The 23,841-nt window shown below is 60.0% G+C and carries 21 protein-coding genes and 2 pseudogenes; 14 read left to right on the forward strand and 9 right to left on the reverse strand.

What is annotated here, in order from left to right; translation table 11 throughout:
• The first annotated feature begins 6 nt into the window (after positions 1–6).
• The 8 genes from KGB21_RS04695 to KGB21_RS04730 are packed head-to-tail and all read left to right on the forward strand — an operon-like array spanning position 7 to position 9,873.
• Positions 7–1,113 (forward strand): WD40/YVTN/BNR-like repeat-containing protein, encoded by a 1,107-nt coding sequence (locus KGB21_RS04695; protein ID WP_223503905.1) that lies wholly within the window; start codon positions 7–9, stop codon positions 1,111–1,113.
• Between the two features lie 4 nt (positions 1,114–1,117).
• Positions 1,118–3,592 carry an efflux RND transporter permease subunit gene (locus KGB21_RS04700; RefSeq protein ID WP_223503907.1) on the forward strand — a complete coding sequence of 825 codons (2,475 nt, stop codon included), beginning with the start codon at positions 1,118–1,120 and terminating at the stop codon, positions 3,590–3,592.
• On the forward strand, positions 3,582–4,823 hold the full coding sequence (locus tag KGB21_RS04705) for an MFS transporter (protein ID WP_223503909.1): 1,242 nt from the start codon (positions 3,582–3,584) through the stop codon (positions 4,821–4,823). Before KGB21_RS04700 ends, KGB21_RS04705 begins: the two co-directional genes overlap by 11 nt.
• A gap of 13 nt (positions 4,824–4,836) precedes the next feature.
• Entirely contained in the window at positions 4,837–5,418 is a 582-nt protein-coding gene (locus KGB21_RS04710) for a cupin domain-containing protein (protein WP_223503911.1), read from the forward strand.
• Entirely contained in the window at positions 5,415–6,398 is a 984-nt protein-coding gene (locus KGB21_RS04715) for a fumarylacetoacetate hydrolase family protein (RefSeq protein ID WP_223503913.1), read from the forward strand. Before KGB21_RS04710 ends, KGB21_RS04715 begins: the two co-directional genes overlap by 4 nt.
• A 9-nt stretch (positions 6,399–6,407) precedes the next feature.
• Positions 6,408–7,412 carry an NAD-dependent epimerase/dehydratase family protein gene (locus tag KGB21_RS04720; RefSeq protein ID WP_223503914.1) on the forward strand — a complete coding sequence of 335 codons (1,005 nt, stop codon included), beginning with the start codon at positions 6,408–6,410 and terminating at the stop codon, positions 7,410–7,412.
• Complete coding sequence (locus KGB21_RS04725; protein WP_034150538.1) at positions 7,390–8,184, forward strand: cyclase family protein; 795 nt, start codon at positions 7,390–7,392, stop codon at positions 8,182–8,184. Before KGB21_RS04720 ends, KGB21_RS04725 begins: the two co-directional genes overlap by 23 nt.
• A gap of 45 nt (positions 8,185–8,229) precedes the next feature.
• Positions 8,230–9,873 (forward strand): arylsulfatase, encoded by a 1,644-nt coding sequence (locus tag KGB21_RS04730; RefSeq protein ID WP_223503916.1) that lies wholly within the window; start codon positions 8,230–8,232, stop codon positions 9,871–9,873.
• A 61-nt stretch (positions 9,874–9,934) separates the two neighbouring features.
• Here the strand turns inward: KGB21_RS04730 and KGB21_RS04735 are convergent, their stop codons facing one another.
• From KGB21_RS04735 to KGB21_RS04755, 5 genes are all read right to left on the reverse strand, one after another.
• Positions 9,935–11,212, reverse strand: coding sequence for an OprD family porin (locus KGB21_RS04735; protein ID WP_223503918.1), 1,278 nt, complete (start codon positions 11,210–11,212; stop codon positions 9,935–9,937).
• 37 nt (positions 11,213–11,249) lie between these two features.
• Positions 11,250–12,584 carry an MFS transporter gene (locus tag KGB21_RS04740; RefSeq protein ID WP_223503919.1) on the reverse strand — a complete coding sequence of 445 codons (1,335 nt, stop codon included), beginning with the start codon at positions 12,582–12,584 and terminating at the stop codon, positions 11,250–11,252.
• 192 nt (positions 12,585–12,776) lie between these two features.
• Positions 12,777–13,976, reverse strand: a complete 1,200-nt coding sequence (fdhA, locus tag KGB21_RS04745; RefSeq protein WP_223503921.1) for a formaldehyde dehydrogenase, glutathione-independent — start codon at positions 13,974–13,976, stop codon at positions 12,777–12,779.
• A gap of 54 nt (positions 13,977–14,030) precedes the next feature.
• Positions 14,031–15,098: an aromatic ring-hydroxylating dioxygenase subunit alpha gene (locus KGB21_RS04750; protein WP_223503923.1), complete on the reverse strand. Its 1,068-nt coding sequence runs from the start codon at positions 15,096–15,098 to the stop codon at positions 14,031–14,033.
• Between the two features lie 33 nt (positions 15,099–15,131).
• Complete coding sequence (locus tag KGB21_RS04755; RefSeq protein WP_223503925.1) at positions 15,132–16,085, reverse strand: PDR/VanB family oxidoreductase; 954 nt, start codon at positions 16,083–16,085, stop codon at positions 15,132–15,134.
• Positions 16,086–16,349: 264 nt separating this feature from the next.
• Here KGB21_RS04755 and KGB21_RS04760 point away from each other — a divergent pair, with 264 nt between their 5' ends.
• Positions 16,350–16,820: a MarR family winged helix-turn-helix transcriptional regulator gene (locus KGB21_RS04760; protein WP_223503927.1), complete on the forward strand. Its 471-nt coding sequence runs from the start codon at positions 16,350–16,352 to the stop codon at positions 16,818–16,820.
• A gap of 224 nt (positions 16,821–17,044) precedes the next feature.
• On the opposite strand, the gene msrA is transcribed toward KGB21_RS04760, so the two are convergent.
• From msrA to KGB21_RS04775, 3 genes are read right to left on the reverse strand one after another with little or no spacing between them, the layout of a single operon-like run.
• Positions 17,045–17,551: a peptide-methionine (S)-S-oxide reductase MsrA gene (gene msrA / locus KGB21_RS04765; protein WP_223503929.1), complete on the reverse strand. Its 507-nt coding sequence runs from the start codon at positions 17,549–17,551 to the stop codon at positions 17,045–17,047.
• A 50-nt stretch (positions 17,552–17,601) separates the two neighbouring features.
• Positions 17,602–18,090: a copper chaperone PCu(A)C gene (locus KGB21_RS04770; RefSeq protein WP_034150547.1), complete on the reverse strand. Its 489-nt coding sequence runs from the start codon at positions 18,088–18,090 to the stop codon at positions 17,602–17,604.
• Positions 18,090–18,695 (reverse strand): SCO family protein, encoded by a 606-nt coding sequence (locus tag KGB21_RS04775; protein ID WP_034150548.1) that lies wholly within the window; start codon positions 18,693–18,695, stop codon positions 18,090–18,092. Before KGB21_RS04775 ends, KGB21_RS04770 begins: the two co-directional genes overlap by 1 nt.
• Positions 18,696–18,838: 143 nt before the next feature.
• Between KGB21_RS04775 and KGB21_RS04780 the strand changes: the two are divergent.
• From KGB21_RS04780 to KGB21_RS04795, 4 genes and pseudogenes are all read left to right on the forward strand, one after another.
• A pseudogene (locus KGB21_RS04780) lies at positions 18,839–18,973 on the forward strand (YbdD/YjiX family protein); the annotation flags it as partial.
• A 537-nt stretch (positions 18,974–19,510) separates the two neighbouring features.
• Complete coding sequence (gene nirB / locus KGB21_RS04785) at positions 19,511–22,072, forward strand: nitrite reductase large subunit NirB (RefSeq protein WP_223503931.1); 2,562 nt, start codon at positions 19,511–19,513, stop codon at positions 22,070–22,072.
• Entirely contained in the window at positions 22,072–22,446 is a 375-nt protein-coding gene (nirD, locus tag KGB21_RS04790; protein WP_034150552.1) for a nitrite reductase small subunit NirD, read from the forward strand. The genes nirB and nirD overlap by 1 nt, the downstream gene beginning before the upstream one ends.
• 25 nt (positions 22,447–22,471) lie before the next feature.
• The gene (locus KGB21_RS04795) at positions 22,472–22,912 is read left to right on the forward strand and encodes a CBS domain-containing protein (protein WP_034150553.1); all 441 of its coding nucleotides are present in this window, start codon (positions 22,472–22,474) and stop codon (positions 22,910–22,912) included.
• A 90-nt stretch (positions 22,913–23,002) separates the two neighbouring features.
• Here KGB21_RS04795 and KGB21_RS04800 read toward each other — a convergent pair whose 3' ends face one another.
• Positions 23,003–23,434, reverse strand: a complete 432-nt coding sequence (locus KGB21_RS04800) for a nuclear transport factor 2 family protein (RefSeq protein ID WP_223503933.1) — start codon at positions 23,432–23,434, stop codon at positions 23,003–23,005.
• Positions 23,435–23,551: 117 nt separating this feature from the next.
• On the opposite strand from KGB21_RS04800, the pseudogene KGB21_RS04805 reads away from it, so the two are divergent.
• Positions 23,552–23,773 (forward strand): annotated as a pseudogene (locus tag KGB21_RS04805) (DUF2238 domain-containing protein); the annotation flags it as partial.
• Positions 23,774–23,841: the final 68 nt, after the last annotated feature.

Consider the following 23,841-nt stretch of genomic DNA (forward strand, 5'->3'; position numbering starts at 1 on the left):
GTCGGTATGAACAGATTTTGTCAGGTGGTTGGTCGGCTGATGTGCCTTGTGGCGCTGCCTCTGGCGTTGCCGTTGAGCCTGGCGCACGCCGCTGCGGTGGGCGACACGCTCAACACGCCGGCGATGCAGGCGCCACAAGCGAAATCCGCGGTGCTGCTGGACCTGGCCCGTGCGGGTACGCGGCTGGTGGCGGTGGGGGAGCGGGGCATCGTGCTGCTTTCCGATGACAACGGCGTGAATTGGCGTCAGGCAGCGGTGCCGGTTTCGGTCAGTCTGACCGCCGTGCAGTTTGTCGACGCCAACACAGGCTGGGCTGTGGGGCATGGCGGTGTCGTGCTGGCCTCCCGCGACGCAGGTGAACACTGGGTTGTGCAACTGGATGGCTTGCGTGCGGCACAACTTGAGCTGGCGGCCGCCACTGCGCAACTGCCTTCTGCGAGCGACCAGGATGCCGCCGCCGCGCGTGTGCAAACGGCTGAACGGCTTGCTGCCGAGGGGGCTGACAAGCCGTTCCTTGCCCTGCAATTCGTCGATGCCCGGCACGGCCTGATTGTGGGGGCGTACGGCCTGGCCTTTCGCACTGACGATGGCGGTGCCACCTGGCAGTCCATCATGGGCCAGATCGATAACCCGATGGGCGCGCACTTGTCGGCCATTGCTCAACAAGGCGAGCACTGGTTCCTCGCGGGCGAGCAGGGTTTTCTCGCTCGTTCGATGGATGCCGGCAAGTCATTCACGCAGCTGGAAAGCCCTTACGCGGGCAGTTTTTTCACCCTGCAAATGCGCGATGACGGTGTCTTGCTGGTGGCCGGTTTGAAGGGCAATGCGTTTGCCTCCAGCGACCTTGGCGCGAGTTTCCAGCCTGTGCCGGTGCCAATGCCGGTGTCTTTCAGCGATGCGATTCGCACCGATGACGGCCAGTTGCTGCTGGTCAATCAGAGCGGCGCCTTGTTTCGCACCAACGGCCAGCCCGGCGCACTGCTCCAGCCCTACGGCAAACCGCTCGGCAAGCCCGTTGCCAGTGTTATCCAGGCCGCCGATGGCAGCCTGACGCTGGCTGGTTTCACTGGGTTGACGCGCATCTCGCCGTCAATCGCTACCGCTTCGGAGTGAGGTTATGAAGTCTTTCGACAACGCCACGGAAAGCCTGGCGAATTTCGATCCACGCTCCGGTTCAGTGGTGGAACGCACATTGTTCAATCACCGCCTGTGGGTGCTGCTGGTGTGTGTGCTGACCACTCTGGTGCTCGGCTATCAAGCCACTCGTATCGAGCTCAACGCCAGCTTCGAAAAGATGATCCCCACGCAACAGCCCTACATTGCCAACTACCTTCAGCACCAGAAACAGCTCACCGGGTTGGGCAACGCCCTGCGCATCGTGGTGGCGAACAAACAAGGCGATATTTATGACGCCAAATACCTGAAAACCCTGCAGGCACTGAGCGACAAACTCTACCTGCTGCCAGGTGTCGACCGCGCCTACATGAAGTCGCTGTGGACACCGGCCACACGCTGGGTCGCGGTGACTGAAGACGGCCTCGACGGCGGCCCGGTTATTCCGGACGACTACAGCGGCAGCGCCGCCAACCTCGAAGCATTGCGCCGAAATGTGCAGCGCTCCAATGAGCTCGGTCAGTTGGTGGCGCTCGACCAGACCTCGAGCATCATCTACGTGCCGTTGCTGGCGACCACCCCGGATGGCAAGCCGCTGGATTACGCGGTGTTGTCCGAGCAGCTGGAGTCGCTGCGCAGCACTTACCAAAGCGCCGACATCGACATTCGCATTACCGGTTTCGCGAAAAAGGTCGGCGACCTGATTGCCGGTCTGAAGCAGATCCTGTTGTTCTTCGCCGTCGCGATCCTGATCACCACCGCCGTGCTGTTCTGGTACACCCGCTGCCTGCGCAGTACCGTGCTGGTGGTGTTGTGCTCGCTGGTGGCGGTGGTCTGGCAGCTCGGTTTGCTGCCATTGCTGGACTACCAACTGGACCCGTATTCGGTGCTGGTGCCGTTCCTGGTGTTTGCCATCGGCATGAGCCACGGCGCGCAGAAGATGAACGGCATCATGCAGGACATCGGCCGGGGCATGCACCGGGTGGTGGCGGCGCGGTTCACCTTCCGCCGGCTGTTCCTCGCCGGGCTGACGGCGCTGCTGTGTGATGCCGTGGGTTTTGCGGTGCTGATGCTGATCAAGATCCAGGTCATTCAAGACCTCGCGGTGATCGCCAGCATCGGCGTGGCAGTGTTGATCTTCACCAACCTGATCCTGCTGCCGGTGTTGCTCTCGTATGTCGGCGTCACCCCGCGTGCGGCACAGCTTAGCCTGAAGAGTGAACAGGCCGAGCAAAGCGGCCAGACAAGGCATGCGTTCTGGCGTTTTCTCGATCTGTTCACCCATCGTCGCTGGGCCAGCCTGTGCATCGCCATCAGCCTGGCGCTGGCGGCGCTCGGTTTTGTGGTCAGCCTGCAACTGAAAATAGGTGACCTCGACGCGGGTGCGCCGGAGCTGCGTGCGGACTCACGCTACAACCAGGACGATGCCTTTCTGACCCGTCATTACGGCGCCAGCAGCGACCTGTTCGCGGTGATGGTAAAAACACCGGCCAGCAGCTGTGCGCGCTACGACATCCTCGCCAAAGTCGATGCCCTGGACTGGCAACTGCGCGCCTTGCCGGGCGTGGATTCGACCAACTCGCTGGCGCTGCTCAACCGGCGCATGCTGGTCGGCCTCAGTGAAGGCAACCCGAAATGGTACGAGCTGCAGAACAACCAGGCGATGCTCAACATGATCACCGCCAGCGCGCCACGCGGGTTGTACAACGAAGACTGCAGTCTGTTGACCCTGTACGCCTACCTCACCGACCACAAGGCCGAGACACTCACCCGTCTGGTCGATCACGTGGAGAAATTTGCCGCCGCGAATAACACCGATGAGGTGCAATTCCTGCTCGCCGCTGGCAATGCCGGCATCGAAGCGGCGACCAATATTGTGGTCAAGCAAGCCAATCGCGAGATGCTGGTCTGGGTCTACGGCGCGGTGATCCTGTTGTGCCTGATCACCTTCCGCTCCTGGCGCGCCACGCTGTGCGCGGTGATCCCTTTGATGCTGACGTCCATCCTCTGCGAAGCCTTGATGGTCTGGCTGAACATCGGCGTGAAAGTCGCCACGCTGCCAGTGATCGCCTTGGGTGTGGGCATCGGTGTCGATTACGCGTTGTACGTGATGAGCATCCTCCTGGGCCATCTGCGCCAAGGGGCGAGCCTGTCCGAAGCCTATTACCGCGCGCTGGTGTCCACCGGCAAGGTGGTGATGCTGACCGGTATCACACTGGCCATCGGCGTGGCGACCTGGACATTCTCCCCGATCAAGTTCCAGGCCGACATGGGCGTGCTGCTGGCCTTCATGTTTGTCTGGAACATGGTCGGTGCCTTGGTGTTGCTGCCGGCGCTGGCGTACTTCCTGTTGCCCGCACGCAGCGCGGCGCAGGGAGCCGATCTGCCGATGACTGTGAGCAACGCGGCGGGTTCTGAGGCGGCTGTCGTTGCCAACGTTCCTCATCTGCGCATCAAGGAGCAGTGCCATGGTCATTAATGCCTTTGTAGAAAAGCGCGCCCGCCAAGCCGGATGGGCGCAATCGCTGTTGTTGCTGCTGGGCAGCTGTTTGCCGGTGCTGGGCGCGGTGTTGCTGGCCCCGGTGTTGCCGCGGATGCAGGCGCATTTCGCCGACGTGCCCGGCAGCGCCGTGCTGGTGCCTGTGGTGTTGACGTTGCCGGCGTTGGTGATTGCCTTGCTGGCGCCATTCGCCGGGATGATCGCCGATCGCCTGGGGCGCAAGCCATTGCTGCTGGCGAGCATGTTGCTGTACGTGCTCTGCGGTGTGCTGCCGCTCTGGCTCGACTCGCTGCCGGCGATCGTCCTGAGCCGTGGTGGCATCGGATTGGCCGAGGCGGGCATCATGACCTGCTGCACCACGCTGATGGGCGACTACTACAGCGGTGCCAGGCGCGAGCGTCTGTTTGCCTTGCAGATGGTCGCTACGTCGTTGTCGGCGGCGGTGTTTATCGCGCTGGGTGGTTTCCTGGGTCAGAACGACTGGCGCACGCCGTTCGCGCTGTACGCCGTGGGCCTGATTTTCCTGCCGCTGATGGCCTGGAAACTGTGGGAGCCGCAGGCTCGCCCGCAACCCACGCAGCCGCTGCCGGCAGGCAAGTTTCCATGGCGCGCGCTTGCGCCCCTGTATGTGCTGTCGCTGTTGGCGGGGTTGAGCCTGTTTATCGTGCCGGTGCAGGCCGGGTACCTGCTCAACCTGCTGCACGTGGATGCCCCGCAACAAATCGGCATGACCATGGGCGCCAATCAACTGGGCGTGCTTGTCGGTGCGTTGAGTTTTCGTTTGTTCAGCGGCATGCGTGGCCAGCACATGCTGTTGATCGCCTATGTGCTGGCGGGCATCGGTGGGTTGTTGATGGCTGACGCGCTGACCCATGTGCAAGTCGTGGTCGCCGTGACGATCAACGGTCTGGGCATCGGTCTGATGCTGCCGACGCTGATCACCTGGATCATGGCGCAAGTCAATTTCCATCAACGCGGGCGGGCGGCGGGGTGTTTCACCGCGGCTATCTTCGCCGGCGAATTTATCAGCCCCCTCGTGGTGCTCGGCATGACCCGTGGCGACGCCATGGCGCTACCCCGTGCGCTGGCCATTGTCGGTGGTCTGCAACTGCTGGTGGCGCTGTTTTGCCTGGCTGTGCCGCGGCTCGCTGGATTGTCACCCCAAGCGAATGTTGTTGTCGGTGGCACGACCATCGGCGACGAAAACTGAATGAGGATTTTCCATGCAAGCGCTTCCTGAATTCAAACGAGTGGTCACCGGCCACGATCAGCAGGGTCAGGCCATCGTCGCCAGCAACGGGCCGACGCCAAACGTGTTCCCGCTGTCGGCAGTGCCGGGCACAGTGTTTTACGAACTGTGGAACAGCTGCACCAGCCCGGCCTTGCTCGACAACGCCAGCGATCCCAGCAGCAAACCCTTGCAACTGAGCCCCGGGCCACAGGGCAGCGTGATCCGGGTGGTGGATATTCCGCCGGACAGCGTGCAGAACCAGGTCAGCGATGAGAACGCCGCAGCGGTGTTCGCTGAAATCGGCGAGTCCCACGCCGGTACAGGGCAGGCCAGCTCGAAGCATAAATTGATGCACCGAACCGAGACCCTCGACTACGGCATCGTCACCGAAGGTGAAGTGTGGCTGGTACTGGACGAGGACGAAGTGCACCTCAAGCGCGGCGATGTGGTGGTACAACGCGGCACCAACCACGCATGGAGCAACCGCACCGAAGCGATGGCGCGCATGGTCTTCATTCTTCTCGACGGGCGCTTCGCCGCTGAGTTGAGCAATGGCCAGGGAGCATCGGCATGAAACTCGCTACTCTGAAAAACGCCAGTCGTGATGGTCAGCTTGTCGTGGTCTCGCGGGATCTCGCGTGGGCACTGGATGCGAGTTCCGTGGCGCTGACCTTGCAACAAGCCATAGAAAACTGGAACAGCAGCGAACCGCGCTTGCAGGCGCTGTCCCGTCAGTTGAATGCGGGCGAGGCGACGGACGCCTTTGTCTTCGACCCGAGCCAGGCCATGGCGCCTTTGCCGCGTGCCTATCAGTGGTGTGACGGCTCGGCCTTCCTCAGCCACGGTGCGCTGATGCAGAAGGCGTTCAACCTTGATCCCATCGACGGCGTCGAACACACGCCGCTGATGTATCAGGGCGCCGGTGACGATTTCATTGGCCCGCGCGACGACATTTCGCTGCCGAGCGAGAGCCAGGGTATCGATTTCGAAGGCGAGTTCGTGGTGTTGGTGGACGACGTGCCGATGGGTTGCGACGCGCAAACGGCGCTGCAGCACATCAAGTTGATCCTGCAAATCAACGACGTCAGTTTGCGCGCCCTGGCACCCCGGGAAATGCGCACCGGCTTCGGCTTCCTCCAGGCAAAACCCTCGTCCAGTTTCGCCCCGCTGGCCATTACCCCGGACGAGTTGGGTGAGGCCTGGCGTGACGGTCGCGTGCACCTGCCTTTGCAGGTGCACTGGAATGGCCAATGGTTCGGTCAGCCCCACGGCGGCCAGATGAATTTCGACTTTGGCCAGTTGATCGCCCACGCCGCGCTGACTCGCCGGCTGGGCGCGGGCACGCTGATCGGCTCCGGCACGGTTTCGAATGCCGAGCGCAGTGCGGGTTCGGCCTGCATTGCCGAACGTCGCGCCATCGAGATGATCGAGCACGGCGCCGCACAAACCGGCTTCATGCGCTTTGGTGATCGCGTGCACATGGATGTTCTGGATAGCGACGGTCAGTCGTTGTTCGGCGCCATCGATCAACGTGTCGTTCAGGCTCAAGGCTGAGGGCGCCCTATGCGTGTGTTGATTACCGGAGCCAATGGTTTTGTCGGACGAGAGCTGGTGCGGTGTTTATTGGCGCGGGGCAATTTGCGCGGCCAGAACATTGGTTCGTTGTTGGTGCTGGACAGGGACTTGCAGGGCTTGCCGGAGGATGCCCGTCTGCGCCGTCATTTCGGCAGCGTGACCGATCCGGCATTGATGCGCCGGGTGTTGGCCGACGGCATCGACGTGGTGTTCCATCTGGTCAGCATCCCCGGTGGCGCGGCGGAAGAGCAGTACGAACTCGGCTATCAGGTCAACCTGCTGGCCAGCCTTGAACTGCTCAACCAGTTGCGCAACAAGAACCAGCCACCGGTTTTGGTGTATGCCAGCAGCGTCGCGGTGTACGGCGGTCATCTGCCGGAACGGATGAACGAGGCTGCCGAACTGCGCCCCGAATTGTCCTACGGCACGCACAAGGCCATGGTCGAAAGCGCCGTCAGCGATCTTGCCCGGCGCGGTGATGTCGATGGTCGCGCTTTGCGTCTGCCGGGCATCGTCGCCCGGCCCCGTGAGCCCAATGGCTTGCGTTCGGCGTTCATGAGCGACCTGATGCGTGCATTTGCCGAGGGTGAATCCTATCAATGCCCGGTCTCGCCAGAAGCGACGGCCTGGTGGATGTCGGCGCGCTGTTGTGTGAACAACCTGATCCACGCTGCGGAGTTGGATGGCGCCGCGTTGGGCACTCAGCGGGTGTGGCAGTTGCCGGTCCTGCATTTGTCCATCGCCCAGGTGATCGACGCACTGGCCGAGCGCTATGGGCAGGAGCGCCGAGAACTGATCAGTTTTGCGCCCGACATTGGGCTGGAAGCGTTGTTCGGACACATGCCACCGCTGAAAACCCCGCAGGCCCGCGCCGTCGGTTTCAATCATGACCGCAACGCTGCCGCGCTGGTCCGCAATTCCCTCAACCCCGCAGCCCCTCGACACCTGTCGCTGACCGGAGAGACCTTTCATGTCACTGCCCACCAAGCCTAAACGTCGTCTCGTCGACCTCTCGGTCACCCTCGACAACAACCCCTACACCGATCCGCCGCCGTTGCTGCCAAAGATCGATTACATGGATCACCAGCAAGGCTGGCCGGAAATGGCCGCGATGTTCCCAGGCTTGCAACTCGAACAGATGCCGGGCAACGAATCCTGGGCGGCCGAGCGGCTGCAGATCACCACCCACAGCGGCACGCACATGGATGCGCCCTGGCATTACGCCTCGACCACCGATGGCGGTCAGCCAGCGTTTGGCATCGATGAGTTACCGCTGGACTGGTGCCTGCAACCGGGGGTGAAGCTGGACTTTCGGCACATGGCGGACGGTCATGTAGTAACTGCCGACGAGATCGAAGCCGAACTGGCACGCATCGGTCACGAATTGCAGCCGCTGGACATCGTGCTGATCAACACCCGTGCCGGAGCGTTGTTCGGTCAACCGGGATATCTGGATGCCGGTGTAGGCATCGGTCGTGAAGCCACGATGTATTTGCTGGAACGTGGTGTGCGGGTTGTCGGCACCGATGCCTGGAGTTGGGACGCACCGTTCAAGTACACCCGTGAGCGTTTTGCCGCCAACGGCGATGCCTCGATCATTTGGGAAGGGCACAAGGCCGGACGCGATATCGGTTACGGGCAAATGGAAAAACTCGCCAACCTGGAATCGCTGCCGGCCAGTGGGTTCGTGGTGTCGTGTTTCCCCTACAAGATCAAGCACGCATCGGCGGGGTTTGTTCGTGCGGTGGCGATATTCGAAGAGTAAGCCGCGCTGAAAACCCTCCTCGATCAACACAATAAGAGAGAACACATGCCTCTTTTGCGTCTGCCTCAAACCTTGCTGACGGCCGTGCTGACACTGGGCAGCAGCCTGGCCATGGCGGCCAGTGCTGACTCAGCCCAGCCCAATATCTTGCTGATCGTCGCCGATGATCTGGGTTACTCCGACCTGGGCAGCTATGGCGGCGATATCAATACGCCAACCCTGGATCAACTGGCCAAGGATGGCTTGCAGTTCACTAACATGTACGCCGCGCCGACCTGTTCCATCACGCGTTCGATGCTGATGTCCGGCACCGACAACCACCTCGCCGGACTCGGCACCATGGCTGAAGCCTTGCAGCCCTTTCAACGGGGCAAACCGGGTTATGAAGGCTATCTGAACCAGCGTTCCTACTCGATCGCCGAACTGTTGAAACAGGGCGGCTACAGCACCCTCATGGTCGGTAAATGGCACCTGGGCCTTGAGGCGGATCAAGGCCCGGATCAGCGCGGGTTCGAGCAGTCCTTCACCTTGCTGGAGGGTGGTGCATCGCACTTCAAACCCGCCAGTGTCGACCCGACGAAAATCGAGCAGGTGCACTACCGCGAAAACGGCAAGGCCGTGGAGTTGCCGGAGGATTTCTATTCGTCGGACTTCTACACCGACAAATTGATCAGCTACCTGCAAAACAGCAAAAAGGACGGCAAACCGTTTTTCGCCTATGCAGCGTTCACCTCGCCGCACTGGCCGCTGCAAGCACCCAAGGAGTACCTGGACAAGTACAAAGGGCGATTTGATCAGGGCTATGACAGCGTTCGGTTAGCGCGGATCGAACGGATGAAAAACCTCGGCCTCATGGCGAGCGACGCACAGCCTGCGAAGCCGTTGCCGGTCAACCCCAAGCTGCCCGGATGGGAGCAACTGAGCCTCGAGCAGAAAAGTGTCGAGGCGCGGAAGATGGAAATCTACGCCGCCATGGTCGATAACCTTGACCATAACATCGGCCGCTTGGTCGAATACCTGCGTCAAAGTGGACAGTACGACAACACGTTGATCGTATTCATGTCCGACAACGGCGCAGCGGGAGAGAACCATGCCCAGTTCTACCCACCGGGCGCGCACACCGACAATAGTTACGCCAACCTCGGGCAAAAGGGTTCACAGATCGACTATGGCCTGCGCTGGGCCGAAGTCAGCGCGGCACCGTTCCATCTGTTCAAAGGCACCACCGCAGAAGGCGGCATCAGTGTGCCGGCGATTGTTCATCTGCCCAAGGCAATGCAGCGTCAGGGTGTAGAACGCGGCGTTGCACGGGTGGATGACCTGGCACCCACCTTTCTCGAACTGGCAGATATCCCTCTGCCTACCGATACCGCTAAACACCCGATTACCGGCAAATCGATGCTGCCAATGCTCGCCGGAAAAGGCGGCCCACACGGCAACGACAGCCTGGCCGGCGAACTGTTCGGCAATGCGTACTATCGCGAAGGCAATCTCAAACTGCTGGGCATGCGACCCCAGGCAGGGTTTGGCGATAACGCGCAGCCGCTGCAATGGCAGTTGTTCGACGTAGGGCAAGATCGTGGCGAAACTACCGACCTGGCGGCTTCCCAACCGGAGACGGTACAGCGGCTGAAAGCGGCGTGGCTGAAGTATGCGCAGCAGGTCGGTGTGGTGTTTCCAACGCATTGATCGGGTTTGCCCTCATGCATCCGCATGGATGCATGAGGACAGACGCGTTTCCTGCTGTCTGTCACCAGACCTTGAGTGTGTAGTCGACGTTGATCCGGGTTTCATTGTCACTGCGGAATGTCGAGGCTGCACTTTGCTCATTCCGATACAACGCATGGCGAATGCGCAGAGCGAGGTTCTTGGCCGGGCCTGACTGTATGACATAGGCCAGCTCCAGATCTTTCGACGACTCCGTCAGGTTGCTGCCCCCCAGATGAGGCAGGTCGATGTGGCTGCCTCTCAAATAGCGGGCCATGCCGGTTAGCCCCGGCAGGCCCACAGCGGCGAAGTTGTAGTCATAACGCGCTACCCAGGTCCGCTCCTTGGGGTTGACGAAGTCTGCACTCATGGTGCCGTCGCTGAGTACCGTCGGCTCCCCACCGGCAATGTAGGCCATCGCCGTGTCGCCCGTCAGATACATGTAGCCCAGACCCAAGGTGTGGGCTGCGATCTGGTAGCTGAACATGGCACCGGCGTTCAGGTTGTCCACCTTGCCGGCTTCAGCCCGTCCGTTTTCCCGGCTGCTGTAGACCCGCACATCGGTCTTCAGTTTGCCGGGGCCGAGTGGGAGCAGATGGATGCCTCCTGCAAAGTCCTGCGTGTAGATGTCTTTCAGTTCGGCGTGAAAATAGCGCAGCGTCAAAGTGTCGGACCAGTGATAGTCGCCGCCGATGAAGTCAAAGCGTTCGGAACTGGCGCCTGGTTTGAAGCGGCCATTGGGCGACGCCAGTGATATGGGCTGATAGTCGGTGGAGTCGCGCAGGTTCACTCGATCCATGCGTCCCGCGTGCAGCGTGAGGTCGTCCAGGTCTTCGGAAGTCGCGTAGGCGCCGCGAAAGGATTGCGGCAGCAACCGCGCAGGACTCGCGTTGATCACCGGCAGAGCAGGGAACTGCGTGCCAATGGATAAGCGGGTCTTGGAGATCTTCGTCTTGAGCGCCACGCCCAGCTCGGAATATTCGTCTGCTGCCTCTCGGGTCCTCGGGTTGTAGCGCAGCAGTTGAGTGCCGGTTCGATCGGGCGATGAGTCCAGCTTGAGCCCCAGCATGCCCGTCAGGTCCAGGCCGAAGCCGACCGTCCCGTCGGTGAAGCCGGAATTGGCCCTGAGGATGAATCCCTGGGCCCATTCGCGAGCGGCCGAATAAGGGCTGTCGCCCTTGTAGTCTCTGTCCAGATAGAAATTGCGCGTGGTCAGGGTAGCGCTGCTGTCGTCCACGAACCCTGCGTAGGAGGTGGAAGAGGCGCAGGCTATCGCCATGCCCAGGCAGTAGCGCCAAGGGCAATCAGTGTTTTTTTGCATGTAATGTGTCCTGCTTTTATTGTTATGGACGGTCGATTCAGGCGTTGCCGACGGTGTTCAGCTGGAGCAGCCGCTGTGGCTTCAACAGCCAGACGGCGAGCGCTGCAAGGACGAAGGACAGGGCAAATAGCAGGTAAAGATCGGCAGGCTGCCACTGCGCATCGATCAACCGACCAGCCACCAATGGCGAGAGAATCGCCCCGGCGCGACCAATGCCGATGCCCCAACCCAGGCCAGTGACGCGCTGAGTGGCGTTGTAGATGCTCGGAGTAAGGGCATAGAGCCCGGCTACGCAGCCGTTGACAAAGATTCCTATCAGCAGCACCAGGGCGAAGGCCAGGTTCAGGTTGGCAGTGAATTGCACGAAGACCGCCAGCAGTACCGCATTGACCAGCAGGTAGGCCATGAGCACGCGGGACAGACGAAAGCGCGCCGCCAGCAAACCGATCAGCGAGGTGCCGAGAATGCCGCCAACGTTGAGTAACACGCCGCCAGTGATTCCCTGGGTATTCGACAGACCGGCCGAAACCAGCAGCCTCGGCGTCCAGCTCATGACGAAATAGAAACCGAACATCACTAGAAAGAAGGCGGTCCACACCAGCAAGGTTGAGCGGAGCAGGGCTGGCGAGAAAAGCTCGGCAAAGGTGGCGCGTAGCGGTTTCCTGGATTCGCGCAGTGCCTCGGGCAACCGCTCAAGGGAAGTGATCGCTACTCGTTGCAGCACGGCATTGATACGATCCAGTGCGCGCCGGGGTTGGCGTGACAGCAGGAAAGCCAGGGACTCGGGCAACCAGAATGCAAGGATCGGCAAGGTCAACAGCGTCGCTACGCCACCGTAAAAAAACACCGAACGCCAACCCATGGATGGGATGATCTGCGCCGCGATCAGACCGCCGATCGTTGCGCCCAGTGCGTAGGCTGTGGATTGCAGGCTGATGGCCAGACTGCGCCATTTTTTGTTTGCATACTCCCCGGCGATAACGTAGCTGCTGGCCAGGATGCCACCGATGCCAAGTCCGGTGATCAGGCGTAATACGGCCAGCATTTCCGGGGATGTCGCCCTGGATGACGCCAGCATGCCGAGGCCCGCAATGCCGACACACAGCAAGATAAGTGGCCGTCGCCCAAAACGGTCGGCCCAGGGGGCGATAAACAACGAGCCGATAGCCATTCCGACAAGCCCGGCGCTGAGCAGGTAGCCGAGGTGAGTGCCGCTCAGGCCCCAGTCGGCGGAAATGGAGGCGGCGGTGAATGCCATCACCAAAACATCGAAGCCATCCAGCATGTTGATCAGAAAGCAGAGCGCAATCACGCCCCACTGGAAACTGACCATGGGTTTTTCGTCCAGCTGTTGCCCAATCGACTGGCTCATGACGTCAGGCTCCGAGGCTGTTGATAGAGAGAGGAGGGGAACGACGGGCAGCCGAAACCGCCCCGTCGAGCAGGGATTGAAGTGAGTACATGTCGATACCTTCTTGTTTTTTTGGTCAGTGGAGCATGCAAGGTGCCCCGGAGCCGGTGACTCGGCTCCGGAGTGGCGTGAGTCGGCCGGGAAATTCAGGGTTCAGGTCGAGCTGAATGTTTTGTGTGGATCAATGACGAATTTTTTAGGCACGCCCGCATCGAACTCGCCGTAACCTTCCGGCGCCTGATCCAGGCTGATGACCTGCACACCCACTACTTCGGCAATGTTGATGCGGTCCCACATGATCGCCTGCATCAACGCACGGTTGTACTTCATCACCGGGGTCTGGCCGGTGTGGAAGCTGTGGGATTTGGCCCAGCCGAGGCCAAAGCGGATACTCAGGCTGCCCATTTTCGCGGCGGCGTCGACAGCGCCCGGGTCTTCGGTGACGTAGAGGCCGGGGATGCCGATTTTGCCCGCCACGCGTACCACGCCCATCAGCGAGTTGAGCACCGTGGCCGGGGCTTCGTGTTTCACGCCGTCATGGCCGTGGCCGCGAGCTTCGAAGCCAACGCAATCGACTGCGCAATCCACTTCAGGCTCGCCCAGCAACGCGGCGATCTGTTCGTGCAGCGGCGCGTCTTTCGACAGGTCGACGATTTCAAAACCCTGGGCCTTGGCGTGGGCCAGGCGGATGGTATTGACGTCGCCGATGATCACTACGGCAGCGCCCAACAGACGGGCCGATGCGGCGGCGGCCAGGCCGACCGGACCGGCGCCAGCGATGTAAACGGTGCTGCCAGGGCCGACGCCGGCAGTGACGGCGCCGTGGTAGCCGGTTGGCAGGATGTCGGAGAGGCAGGTCAGGTCGCGGATTTTCTCCATGGCCTTGTCGCGGTCCGGCAGTTTCAGCAGGTTGAAGTCGGCGTACGGCACCAGCACATATTCAGCCTGGCCACCGGTCCAGTCGCCCATGTCGACGTAACCGTAGGCGCCGCCGGCACGGGCCGGGTTGACGGTCAGGCAGACGCCGGTGTGTTGCTCCTTGCAGGAACGGCAGCGCCCGCAAGCCACGTTGAACGGAACGGAAACCAGATCGCCGATTTTCAGGTTCTCGACGTCGCTGCCCTTTTCGATCACTTCACCGGTGATCTCGTGACCCAGCACCAGGCCGGTTTGCGCGGTGGTACGACCGCGCACCATGTGCTGGTCGGAGCCGCAAATGTTGGTGGAAACCACTTTGAGAATGACCCCGTGCTCGATCTTGCGACCGCGCGGGTCCTGCATTTTCGGATAGTCGATTTTCTGTACTTCGACCTTGCCAGCGCCGAGATACACCACACCACGATTGCCAGACATGTTTTTTTCCTTGAGGAGGTTTTTGTTATGTAGCGGTAGCAAGTGCAGCTGCATTCAAGAGCTGGATTGGCGCAGTTGCTCGATGATGCGGCGGGCGCGATTGGCACCGACATCAACGTGTATGTCGATCATCGGGCGCGCGCCGAACCGGCACATATTCTGGTACTGGGCTTCGATCACTTCCTTGTCTTCATCGAAGGTCAATACCGTTTGCTCAACGACCTTGGCTTTGATGACTTCAGGATTGCTTTCGGGGTTGGTGGCAATGGTCCAGAAGTAATGAGTGGTGGTTTCGGTCTCTGGCGTGACCCCGTGGAAGCCGCGCATATGGAATCCACCGCGATCAGGATCATTGAGGTCATCCGTGCCGGCATTCACTGCGCCGGTCCAGATACGTAGATGACTGACGTGAAATTCGATCTCCTGCCAACGGTCAACGGTGCCTTTGAAGGGGTAGGCGGCGGTGTAGGTGGGAGGTGGAACGGAGTCCGGCATGTGGCGCACCACCCGTACCACGTTGTCTTCACTTTCCACAGTCATCCGGGCATTCATGTGGATGCTGGCGTTGCCGCCGATGGTGCGCAGGTGGACATAGCCCAGATGGCTCAAGTCCATGAGGTTGTCGTGAATCAGCTGATAAGGCGCGTTGTAGTGGTACACGCTGCCGTCGAACAGGTACTTGCCGCTGCTGTGGACAGGGTAGATCGGTGGCTCGCAGGTCGGCTCGGATTGAGCCGCGCTGCCAAACCAGATCCACACGATCTGATCCTGTTCACGCACGTGATACGCGGGTACTTTGGCTTTGCTCGGGATCTTGTCCTGGCCAGGGATTTCGACGCATTTGCCGTTTTCGTCGAACAGCAGGCCATGGTATCCGCAGCGAATGCCCGTTGCTTCGAGCGTGCCATTCGACAGTGGCAGAGCCCTGTGGCAGCAGCGGTCTTCCAGCGCGGCAACCTCGCCGCTGGTTTTGCGAAACAGCACGACAGGTTTGCCCAGTAGTGTCCGGCCCACGGGTTTGTCCTTCAACTCCCAACCCAGCGCAGCGACGTACCACTGGTTCAGGGGAAAATCAGGCAAGGCAGGCGCTGGAATTTCTTCGGCAAGCGATTGAATGTTCATGGGTGTTCTCCAGGTTTTATGTTGTTGTTCGATTCAGAGATCAAGAACCAGGCGTGAGGATTTGGCGCGAGAGCAGCATGGGGTGAAGCGGTCGTTTGCGGATTGTTCGGCCACTGTCAGAAACTGGTCTCGGTGCTCGGGGATGCCGCTCAATACACGGGTTACACAGGTGCCGCAGACGCCTTGCTCGCAGGACGACTCGATCTCTATGCCGGCCTCGTCCAGCACTTCGAACACCGTGCGTTCGGCGGGAATCTGAAAAACCTGGCCACTGCGTGCCAACTCGACTTCGAAGGGCGCATTGGTGCTTTGATCGACAGGCTCAGCCGCGAAGAACTCTTTATGAACGCGGTCCTGTGACCAGCCCGCGCTCTGCGCAGCATCGAGGATGTAGTTCATGAACCCTGCCGGTCCGCACACATAAAGATGCGTGCCAGCGTCGGGGGTGGCGAGCAGGGCGGGCGCATCCAGCTTCTGGATTTGGTGACCGCTATCGTCGTGCAGCTTGATGCGATCAGCGAACGGTGTTTGCGTAAGCATCGCCACGAACGCCGCACGTTCGCTGGATCGAAAGCAGTAGTGCAACTCGAAATCGGCTCCCTGGTGCGATAGCTCATAGGCCATGGCCAACATGGGCGTGATACCGATGCCACCGCCAAACAGCAGGTGTCGGCTGGCTGAGCGATCAAGCGGAAAGAGATTGCGCGGATTGCTGATAGTGAGGGTTTGCCCTGACCGTATCTGTTCGTGCATCGCTCTGGAGCCGCCACGGGAGTTCGGGTCGTTGAGTACGCTGATCAGGTAGCGGTGGCGTTCCTTGGGATCGTTGCACAAGGAATACTGCCGTGTGAGGCCATCGGCAATGTGAATGTCGATGTGGGCACCGGCTTCGAATGCCGGCAGCACGCTGCCGTCCGCGGCACATAACTCGAAACTGCAGATGCCTTCGGCTTCGTCTGCTTTGCGGGTGACGTTGACTTGAAGCATGACTTGTCCCTCCACACTGAAGTGGCTGCTGAAAAAAACATTGGTTAGGGCTTTGGCTGGGGAGGGGTCAGCCGGGCGCTTGTGCGTGGAGGGCGATTGAATTGAAAGGGTTCATGACCAAGACCTGATAATTGTTTTTATGTGGTAGGGCGACGACCTATCATGCAGGTCATCGCCCGTGACGTTCGGTAGAGAAATCCTCCGATTATTTAGTTGCGGTGTCAACCAATATTCAAGATCTCGCCGATCCAAGGTGTTTGCTCAATGTCTGCAGAATCACAACTGAACCTCACTCGCTATGTCCCGGCGCTGCTGAATTTCCTGTCCAACAAACTCTCGGCAGGGGCATCGCAGTGCTATCGCAAGCATTTCGGCATCGGTGTCGTCGAGTGGCGAATGCTCTCGATGCTCGCCGTCGAAAGTGACATCACTGCCAATCGAATCTGTCAGACGATCGGGCTCGACAAGAGCGCGGTCAGCCGTTCACTGCAATCGCTGGAAGTGGCGGGGCATATTTGCAGCCAGGTCGATCCGAAGGATGCACGGCGCTACACCGTCAGCCTGACTGACAGCGGAAAAGCGCTTCATCAACGGGTGCTCAAGGTTGCACTGGAACGCGAGCGGCGACTGCTCAGTGGGCTTTCTGACTCGGAAGTGGACACGCTGATTGAGTTGTTGGGGCGCATGCATGCGCAGGTATCCAACGTGAACGACTACGATCCGGTCGACGTGTGAACAACAGCCCCTGAAGAGGACGACAGCCATCGCGAAGAAGGAGTCCACCGACTCAAAGGCTGAGTAGCAGCTTGGCGTGGCGCTCAATACAGCGAAGCGTAAATAAGCGCGACATCGCCCCTGTAGGAGCTGCCGAAGGCTGCGATCTTTTGATCTTGCCCTTTAAACAATCAAAAGATCGCAGCCTGCGGCAGCTCCTACGGGGTAAGTGTGACGCCTAGGATTCAGCTGCGCTTCGGCAGCTTCCAGTTTGGCCGGATGAAGTGGCAGGTATACCCGTTGGGGAACTTTTCGAGATAGTCCTGATGCTCAGGCTCTGCTTCCCAGAACGGACCTGCAGGTTCGATTTCCGTGACGACCTTGCCGGGCCAGAGACCGGAAGCTTCAACGTCGGCCACGGTGTCATCGGCGACGCGTTTCTGCTCTTCACTGAGGTAAAAAAGCGCCGAACGGTAACTCTCTCCCAAATCATTGCCCTGGCGATTTGGCGTGGTCGGGTCGTGAATCTGAAAGAAAAACTCGAGAATTTCCCGATAGCTGATCTTCTGCGGATCGAAGACGATTTCAATCGCTTCGGCGTGACTACCATGGTTGCGATAGGTCGCGTTGGGCACATCACCGCCTGAGTAGCCGACCCGCGTGGAAATCACGCCGGGCTTGCTCCTGATCAGATCCTGCATGCCCCAGAAGCAGCCGCCAGCCAGAATCGCGGTTTCGGTGTTCGTCGTCATTACGCACCTCCCATCAGTGAACGGCCCCGTGAACCGAGGCCGCCGGGCCATCAATGCATCTTGCTGTGATCCATGTTGCCGTGATCCATCGTACCGAGTGCACGGGCTTCGGCGTCGACCTTGATCGTTTCTTTCTCGCCCTTGGCGTTTTCGACGATCAGGGTGAGAGGCACTTTACTGCCTTCCTGCACCTGAGCCGTCAGGTCCATCAGCATAATGTGGTAGCCGTGGGGATCAAAGCTCACCGGTTTGCCGGCCGGCAGCGCGACGGATTCGACCTGACCCATGCGCATCACATCGTCTTTCATGCTCATTTGATGAATTTGCACAGTCTTGGCGACAGGCGACAGTACGCTCAGCAATTTGCTGTCGGTGTCCGCCTGCAAGGTCATGAAAGCGCCCGTCGAGGGCTGACCCGCCACGGTCGCACGCACCCAGGCGTCGCTCACCTGGGTTTGCGCGGACACCTGCCAGGCCATGCCGATCAGGGAAAGGCCAAGGGCCAACTGTTTGATACGCTTGGCGCAGAACGAAGTCATCAGCAGACCTCCATGACGGTGAGCAGGTCTTCTGCGCACTCTTGAGCCGTAAGGGACGCGGACAGCCCCAGGCGCAAGTTGCCCCTGGAATCGAAGACGTAGCTGGTCGCGGTGTGAGAGAGGGTGTAGGTATCGCCGCTTGGGACCTTTTCATAGAACACGCCGAACTCCTTGGCGGTGGCGGCGGTTTCTTCCAGCGTGCCGGACAGCGCTTCGAAACTCGGATCGAAGGCTTTGACGTATTTGTCGAGCATTTGCGGGGTATCGCGTTCGGGGTCCAGGGTGATGAAGATCACTTGCAGACGCTCACCGTCGCGGCCCATCAGCTTCTTGGCCTGGGCGGCGCGCGCCAGGGTCGTCGGACAGACCGCCGGGCATTGGGTGAAACCGAAGAAGATCATCGGCATCAGGCCCTGATAGCTACCGAGCATGCGGGTTTCGCCCTCGGCGTCCTTGAGCTTGAAGGAGCGCCCCATGATCTTGTCGCTCAGGTCCTTGCCGTATTTGAACGACAGCTTGCTGCTGTCATCGCAGCCGGCGAGCAGGCCAAGGCTCAGCAGGCTCATGCCTTGCAGGACCGTGCGACGGGAATACAACGTACTCATGGAAAAAAGCTTCCTGTGTAGCCACTGAAAAAACACAGTGCCTGACGGATCAGACGAAAAAAAGCGCGTGGATGTTAACAAACTGTTGCCCATTGGCGCTTAATCGATTCGCCCGCCGGTCGTGCGCCCAATGGTCGCGGCCACCCGATTACGACAACTACGTTGCGCAGAGGGCGATCAATCATCCGGGCGAGCCCGTCATGAGCTATGAGGCGTTTTTTCGGGAGCGGCAGGAGGCGCGGTTTGGTCGAGGGAAATGTAATACGCGGTGTTGCTAAACCCTGAACACCGATAAACCTGTGGCGAGGGAGCTTGCTCCCGCCGGGTCGCGAAGCGACCCCCTCTTAACCCAAAAGAAGGGTCCTGCTGCGCAGTCCAGCGGGAGCAAGCTCCCTCGCCACAGAATCCGCGCCGCGCACCACCACATGCACTTTTTAAGCGCCACGCCTGCCAATGTGCACCAGCGCGAAGCGATTTGCCCGGTTTGCATCAACAACAGCAAACCCCGCCCACCTCGCAAGAAACGCCTGTAAACCGCGCTCGACAGGCACTCTCACCGGCCTTGGCGAGTACCTTGCGGAAAACTGGCACAAACACTGCAATAAACCCATCAAGCCCCTCTGAAAAAGAAGGGCAGCCCTCTCGGTCAACGACGATCGACTGGCCGCACAGGTCGTGGGCTACATCGGTGGATCAGGCATAGCCGTCTGGTTTCAACACCGCAAAAGAACAGGCAAAGACGCCTGGAACCGCAAGGTTTCAGGCGTTTTTTTTTGCTTTTTTTCACCGTGATGGGCTTTGGGCAGGTGTCGTTTATGAATTCCAATGTGGCCACTTTGAACAAGCAGCAAACGCTGATCGTGATCGGCAATGGCATGGTCGGACATCATTGTGTCGAGCAATTGATCGAGCGCGGTGCGCTGGATAGCTATCGACTGCACGTCTTCAGTGAAGAGCCAATGCGTGCCTACGATCGCGTGCATCTGTCCGAATACTTCTCCGGTCGCGACGCCGAGTCTTTGGCGCTGAGTGATGCGTCGTTGTATCAGACCCCCGGCGTGACGCTTCACCTGGGTGTGCCAGTGCTGGAAATCGATCGCGAGCGTCGTCAGGTGATCACCGCACAGGGATGCGTTGCTTACGACAAATTGGTCCTGGCCACCGGCTCCTATCCATTTGTGCCGCCGATTGAAGGCGCCGAAGGCGATTCGCGTCTGGTGTACCGCACGCTGGAAGACCTCGACGCGATTCGTGCAGCGGCGGCTAATGCCCGGCGCGGTGTGGTGGTCGGCGGTGGACTGCTCGGACTCGAAGCCGCCAACGCCCTGAAGAGCCTGGGCCTTGAAGCCCACGTCGTGGAATTCGCCCCGCGCCTGATGCCGGTGCAACTGGATGATTTGGGTGGCCTCGCACTTAAGGCACAAATCGAACGTCTGGGCGTTGGCGTGCATCTGTCCCGTGCCACACAATCGATCAGCGCCGGTGAGGAATACCGCTACCGGATGAATTTTGCCGGCGACGAATTCCTTGAAACCGACCTGGTGGTGTTCTCCGCCGGGATCCGTGCACAAGATGCACTGGCTCGCCAATGCGCGCTGGAAATCGGCCCGCGCGGTGGCGTGGTGATCGATGACACCTGCCTGAGCAGCGACCCGAACATCTACGCCATCGGCGAGTGCGCCTCGTGGAATGGCAGCCTGTTCGGCCTGGTCGCGCCGGGCTACCAGATGGCCCGCAGCGTCGCGGCTCGCCTGTGTGACGACGCCGCCGAGCCGTTCCAGGGCGCCGACATGTCGACCAAGCTCAAACTGCTGGGCGTAGACGTGGGTTCCATCGGTGATGCCCACGCCAACACGCCGGGTGCGCGTAGCTATCAATTCATTGACGAAACCACCGCCAGCTATCGCCGTCTGGTGGTCGACGCCAGCGGCAAGCACGTACTTGGCGCCGTGCTGATCGGCGACAACAGCTATTACGACACGCTGCTGCAATACATGCAGAACGCGATTGCTTTGCCGTCCGAGCCGGCCGCACTGATCCTGCCGTCCTCGGAAGGCGCGCCGACCCTCGGCCCCGGCGCCTTGCCGGAAGCGGCGACGATCTGCTCCTGCCATAACGTGACCAAGGGCGCGATCTGCTCGGCCATCGACGGTGGTTGCACCGACCTCGGCCTGCTCAAGTCGCAGACCAAGGCTTGCACCGGTTGCGGCGGTTGTGCCGGATTGCTCAAGCAAGTTTTCGAGCATGAACTGATTGCCCGTGGCGTCAGCGTCGACAAGAGCCTGTGCGAACACTTCGCCTACACCCGTCAGGAGCTGTATACGCTGGTGCGGGTGGAAGGGGTGATCACCTTCGAAGAACTGCTGGCCAAACATGGTAAAGGACACACCGGTTGCGATGTGTGCAAACCGGCGGTGGGCTCGATCCTCGCTTCGTGCTGGAATCAGCCGATCATGGACCCGTCGCTGGTGCCGTTGCAGGACACCAACGACACCTTCATGGCCAACATGCAGAAAAACGGCACCTACTCGGTGGTGCCGCGGATTCCGGGCGGCGAAATTACTGCTGACAAGTTGATCGCCATCGGCGTGGTAGCGAAGAAATACGATCTCTACACCAAAATCACCGGTGGCCAGCGAATCGACCTGTTCGGCGCGCAATTACATGAATTGCCGGACATTTGGAGTGAGCTGATAGAGGCGGGCTTTGAAACCGGGCACGCCTACGGCAAGTCGACCCGCACAGTGAAGTCTTGCGTCGGCAGCACCTGGTGCCGTTACGGCGTGCAGGACAGCGTGCAAATGGCCCTGACCATCGAGGACCGCTACAAAGGCCTGCGTTCTCCACACAAGCTCAAGTTCGCGGTGTCCGGTTGCACCCGTGAATGCGCCGAGGCGCAAAGCAAGGACGTCGGCGTGATCGCCACCGAGAAGGGCTGGAACCTGTACATCGCCGGCAACGGCGGCATGCGTCCGCGCCACGCCGAACTGTTCGCTACTGACCTTGATGATGCGACGCTGATCCGCTACATCGACCGATTCCTGATGTTCTACATCCGCACCGCCGACAAATTGCAGCGCACTTCAGTCTGGCGCGAAAGCCTCGAAGGCGGCCTTGATTACCTCAAGGACGTGATTATCCACGACAGCCTGGGCCTCGGCGCCGAACTCGAATCGCAGATGCAATTGGTGGTCAATCGCTACGAATGTGAGTGGGCCAACGCCCTCAAGGACCCGGAAAAACTCAAGCGCTTCCGCACCTTCGTCAACGATAAACGCCCGGACCCGGACATCCACTTTGTCCAGGAGCGCGGGCAACGCCGGCCGATCATGGCGGCAGAACTCAACCTGATCCCTGTTACCGAGGAGAGTGTCTGATGACTCAGTCCAATACCCAACGCGTTGAAACCGCTGCGTCTGCCAATTGGCAATCGGTGTGCAGTGAGCAGGATCTGGTGAACGACTCCGGTGTGGTGGTCTGGCTGGACGGTGCCCAAGTGGCTCTGTTCTACCTGCCGGGCATGGCGGGCAAAACCCTTTACGCCATCGACAACCACGACCCGCAATCCGGGGCCAATGTCATCGGTCGCGGCCTGGTTGGCAGTATCAAGGGTGATCTGGTCGTCGCGTCGCCGATCTACAAACAGCATTTTCGTCTTGAAGACGGCAGTTGCCTGGAATACCCGCAACAGCGTTTGCGCGTCTGGCCAGTGCGGCTGAACGAAGGGCTGGTGGAAGTCGGAGTGGCCTGAGCGCCATTCAGATCAGGAGACGGACATGAAGACAGCCGCACAGTTGCTCAAGCTCAAGGTCGTGGAAAACCAGCAGGTGCACAGCATCGGCCCGGACGCCATGGTGCTGGACGCCGTGAAGAAAATGGCCGAAAAGAACGTCGGCGCTCTGCCGGTGATCGAAAAGGGCGAAGTCGTCGGGGTGATCAGCGAGCGCGACTATGCGCGCAAGGTGGTTCTGCTCGGTCGTTCGTCCGTGGGCACGCCGGTCCGGGCGATCATGAGCTCGCCGGTGGTCACGGCCGACAGCCAACAGAGCATCGAGCATTGCATGGCTGTCATGACGGACAGCCATTTGCGTCACTTGCCTGTGGTGGAAAACGGCGAGCTGATCGGTCTGCTATCGATTGGCGATCTGGTCAAGGAGGCCATTGTCGAGCAGGCGGACCTGATTCGGCAGTTTGAACATTACATTCGCGGGCACTGAAACCTGCGGGTGTATCAGCGCAACACAAAAGGGGACGGGTCGGCGGGTAGACGCCGATTTCGTCCCCTTTTTTCAAAGCTTATCTAAACATCAGAATTTAAACGCCTGGCGTCCTACCAACAGCCATTTTCCATCTTGTTTTTGCCAGATCTGGAAGTTCTCGATTTCTGTCGGGACCACTTCGGTGCCCTTGAGCGCCTGGGCCGAGAAATGGTGGCGGACCAGCGCGACATCACCGGAAACGGTGATGGTCTGGTTCTGCATTTCGAGGGTTTTGAATGCGCTTTTGCCGGTTTCGATATCGGCGATGAAATCTTTCTTGTCCTGGATCTTGCCGCTGGAATGCCCGTAGGTGAGGTTGTCGGCGGTCAATGCGTTCAGTTCAGAAATGTCCTTGTGCAACATCGCCTGGGTCAAGTGGTCGACGGCTTGCGCTACGTCCTTGTCAGTGGAAGCAGGGGTAGCGATAACGTAGCCGCTGAACAGGCACAGAAAACCAATCAGCACTTTTGCTTTTTTCATGATGTTTCCTTGTTGTTGTGGGTGAACGGATCGATGAAGACGAAATGACTTATCGGTCATCGTACAACCTAGCATGTGATCAAGGAAAAAAGCGAACTTGCGCGACGGGTTTATCCGGCCATCTACGAACTGGTGGAATGGGTCGGTGGGGCCTACCTCGGTGATGACACGGCAAAAGCCTTCGTCGGCGCGCAAAATGACCCTTGGGATTCGCAAAAGGACATGGCACTCGCCGTCGCCGGCGCATTCGTCAGCCTGCTAATGGTTTCCCTGCGTCATACGCCAGAGAAAGCGGCGCTACCTACCGCGTGTCGAAAAAACAACAATCAGTGGGGGTGATCCTGTAGGAGCCGGCTTGCTGGCGATCCAGGCGATGCGGTGTACCTGATACACCGCATCGCCTGGAT

The organism is Pseudomonas sp. GL-RE-29, assembly GCF_019947275.1.
Lineage (GTDB): Bacteria > Pseudomonadota > Gammaproteobacteria > Pseudomonadales > Pseudomonadaceae > Aquipseudomonas > Aquipseudomonas fluorescens_A.

What these genes read in the sequence shown, in the direction of transcription:
- KGB21_RS04725 (WP_034150538.1), top strand. Translation starts at nt 7,390, where the DNA reads ATGTCACTGCCCACCAAGCCTAAACGTCGTCTCGTCGACCTCTCGGTC.
- msrA (WP_223503929.1), bottom strand. Translation starts at nt 17,551, where the DNA reads ATGACGACGAACACCGAAACCGCGATTCTGGCTGGCGGCTGCTTCTGG.
- KGB21_RS04735 (WP_223503918.1), bottom strand. Translation starts at nt 11,212, where the DNA reads ATGCAAAAAAACACTGATTGCCCTTGGCGCTACTGCCTGGGCATGGCG.
- KGB21_RS04800 (WP_223503933.1), bottom strand. Translation starts at nt 23,434, where the DNA reads ATGAAAAAAGCAAAAGTGCTGATTGGTTTTCTGTGCCTGTTCAGCGGC.
- KGB21_RS04710 (WP_223503911.1), top strand. Translation starts at nt 4,837, where the DNA reads ATGCAAGCGCTTCCTGAATTCAAACGAGTGGTCACCGGCCACGATCAG.
- KGB21_RS04715 (WP_223503913.1), top strand. Translation starts at nt 5,415, where the DNA reads ATGAAACTCGCTACTCTGAAAAACGCCAGTCGTGATGGTCAGCTTGTC.
- nirD (WP_034150552.1), top strand. Translation starts at nt 22,072, where the DNA reads ATGACTCAGTCCAATACCCAACGCGTTGAAACCGCTGCGTCTGCCAAT.
- KGB21_RS04755 (WP_223503925.1), bottom strand. Translation starts at nt 16,085, where the DNA reads ATGCTTCAAGTCAACGTCACCCGCAAAGCAGACGAAGCCGAAGGCATC.
- KGB21_RS04760 (WP_223503927.1), top strand. Translation starts at nt 16,350, where the DNA reads ATGTCTGCAGAATCACAACTGAACCTCACTCGCTATGTCCCGGCGCTG.
- KGB21_RS04740 (WP_223503919.1), bottom strand. Translation starts at nt 12,584, where the DNA reads ATGAGCCAGTCGATTGGGCAACAGCTGGACGAAAAACCCATGGTCAGT.
- KGB21_RS04775 (WP_034150548.1), bottom strand. Translation starts at nt 18,695, where the DNA reads ATGAGTACGTTGTATTCCCGTCGCACGGTCCTGCAAGGCATGAGCCTG.
- fdhA (WP_223503921.1), bottom strand. Translation starts at nt 13,976, where the DNA reads ATGTCTGGCAATCGTGGTGTGGTGTATCTCGGCGCTGGCAAGGTCGAA.
- KGB21_RS04770 (WP_034150547.1), bottom strand. Translation starts at nt 18,090, where the DNA reads ATGACTTCGTTCTGCGCCAAGCGTATCAAACAGTTGGCCCTTGGCCTT.
- KGB21_RS04750 (WP_223503923.1), bottom strand. Translation starts at nt 15,098, where the DNA reads ATGAACATTCAATCGCTTGCCGAAGAAATTCCAGCGCCTGCCTTGCCT.
- KGB21_RS04795 (WP_034150553.1), top strand. Translation starts at nt 22,472, where the DNA reads ATGAAGACAGCCGCACAGTTGCTCAAGCTCAAGGTCGTGGAAAACCAG.
- KGB21_RS04720 (WP_223503914.1), top strand. Translation starts at nt 6,408, where the DNA reads ATGCGTGTGTTGATTACCGGAGCCAATGGTTTTGTCGGACGAGAGCTG.
- KGB21_RS04730 (WP_223503916.1), top strand. Translation starts at nt 8,230, where the DNA reads ATGCCTCTTTTGCGTCTGCCTCAAACCTTGCTGACGGCCGTGCTGACA.
- KGB21_RS04695 (WP_223503905.1), top strand. Translation starts at nt 7, where the DNA reads ATGAACAGATTTTGTCAGGTGGTTGGTCGGCTGATGTGCCTTGTGGCG.
- nirB (WP_223503931.1), top strand. Translation starts at nt 19,511, where the DNA reads ATGAATTCCAATGTGGCCACTTTGAACAAGCAGCAAACGCTGATCGTG.
- KGB21_RS04705 (WP_223503909.1), top strand. Translation starts at nt 3,582, where the DNA reads ATGGTCATTAATGCCTTTGTAGAAAAGCGCGCCCGCCAAGCCGGATGG.
- KGB21_RS04700 (WP_223503907.1), top strand. Translation starts at nt 1,118, where the DNA reads ATGAAGTCTTTCGACAACGCCACGGAAAGCCTGGCGAATTTCGATCCA.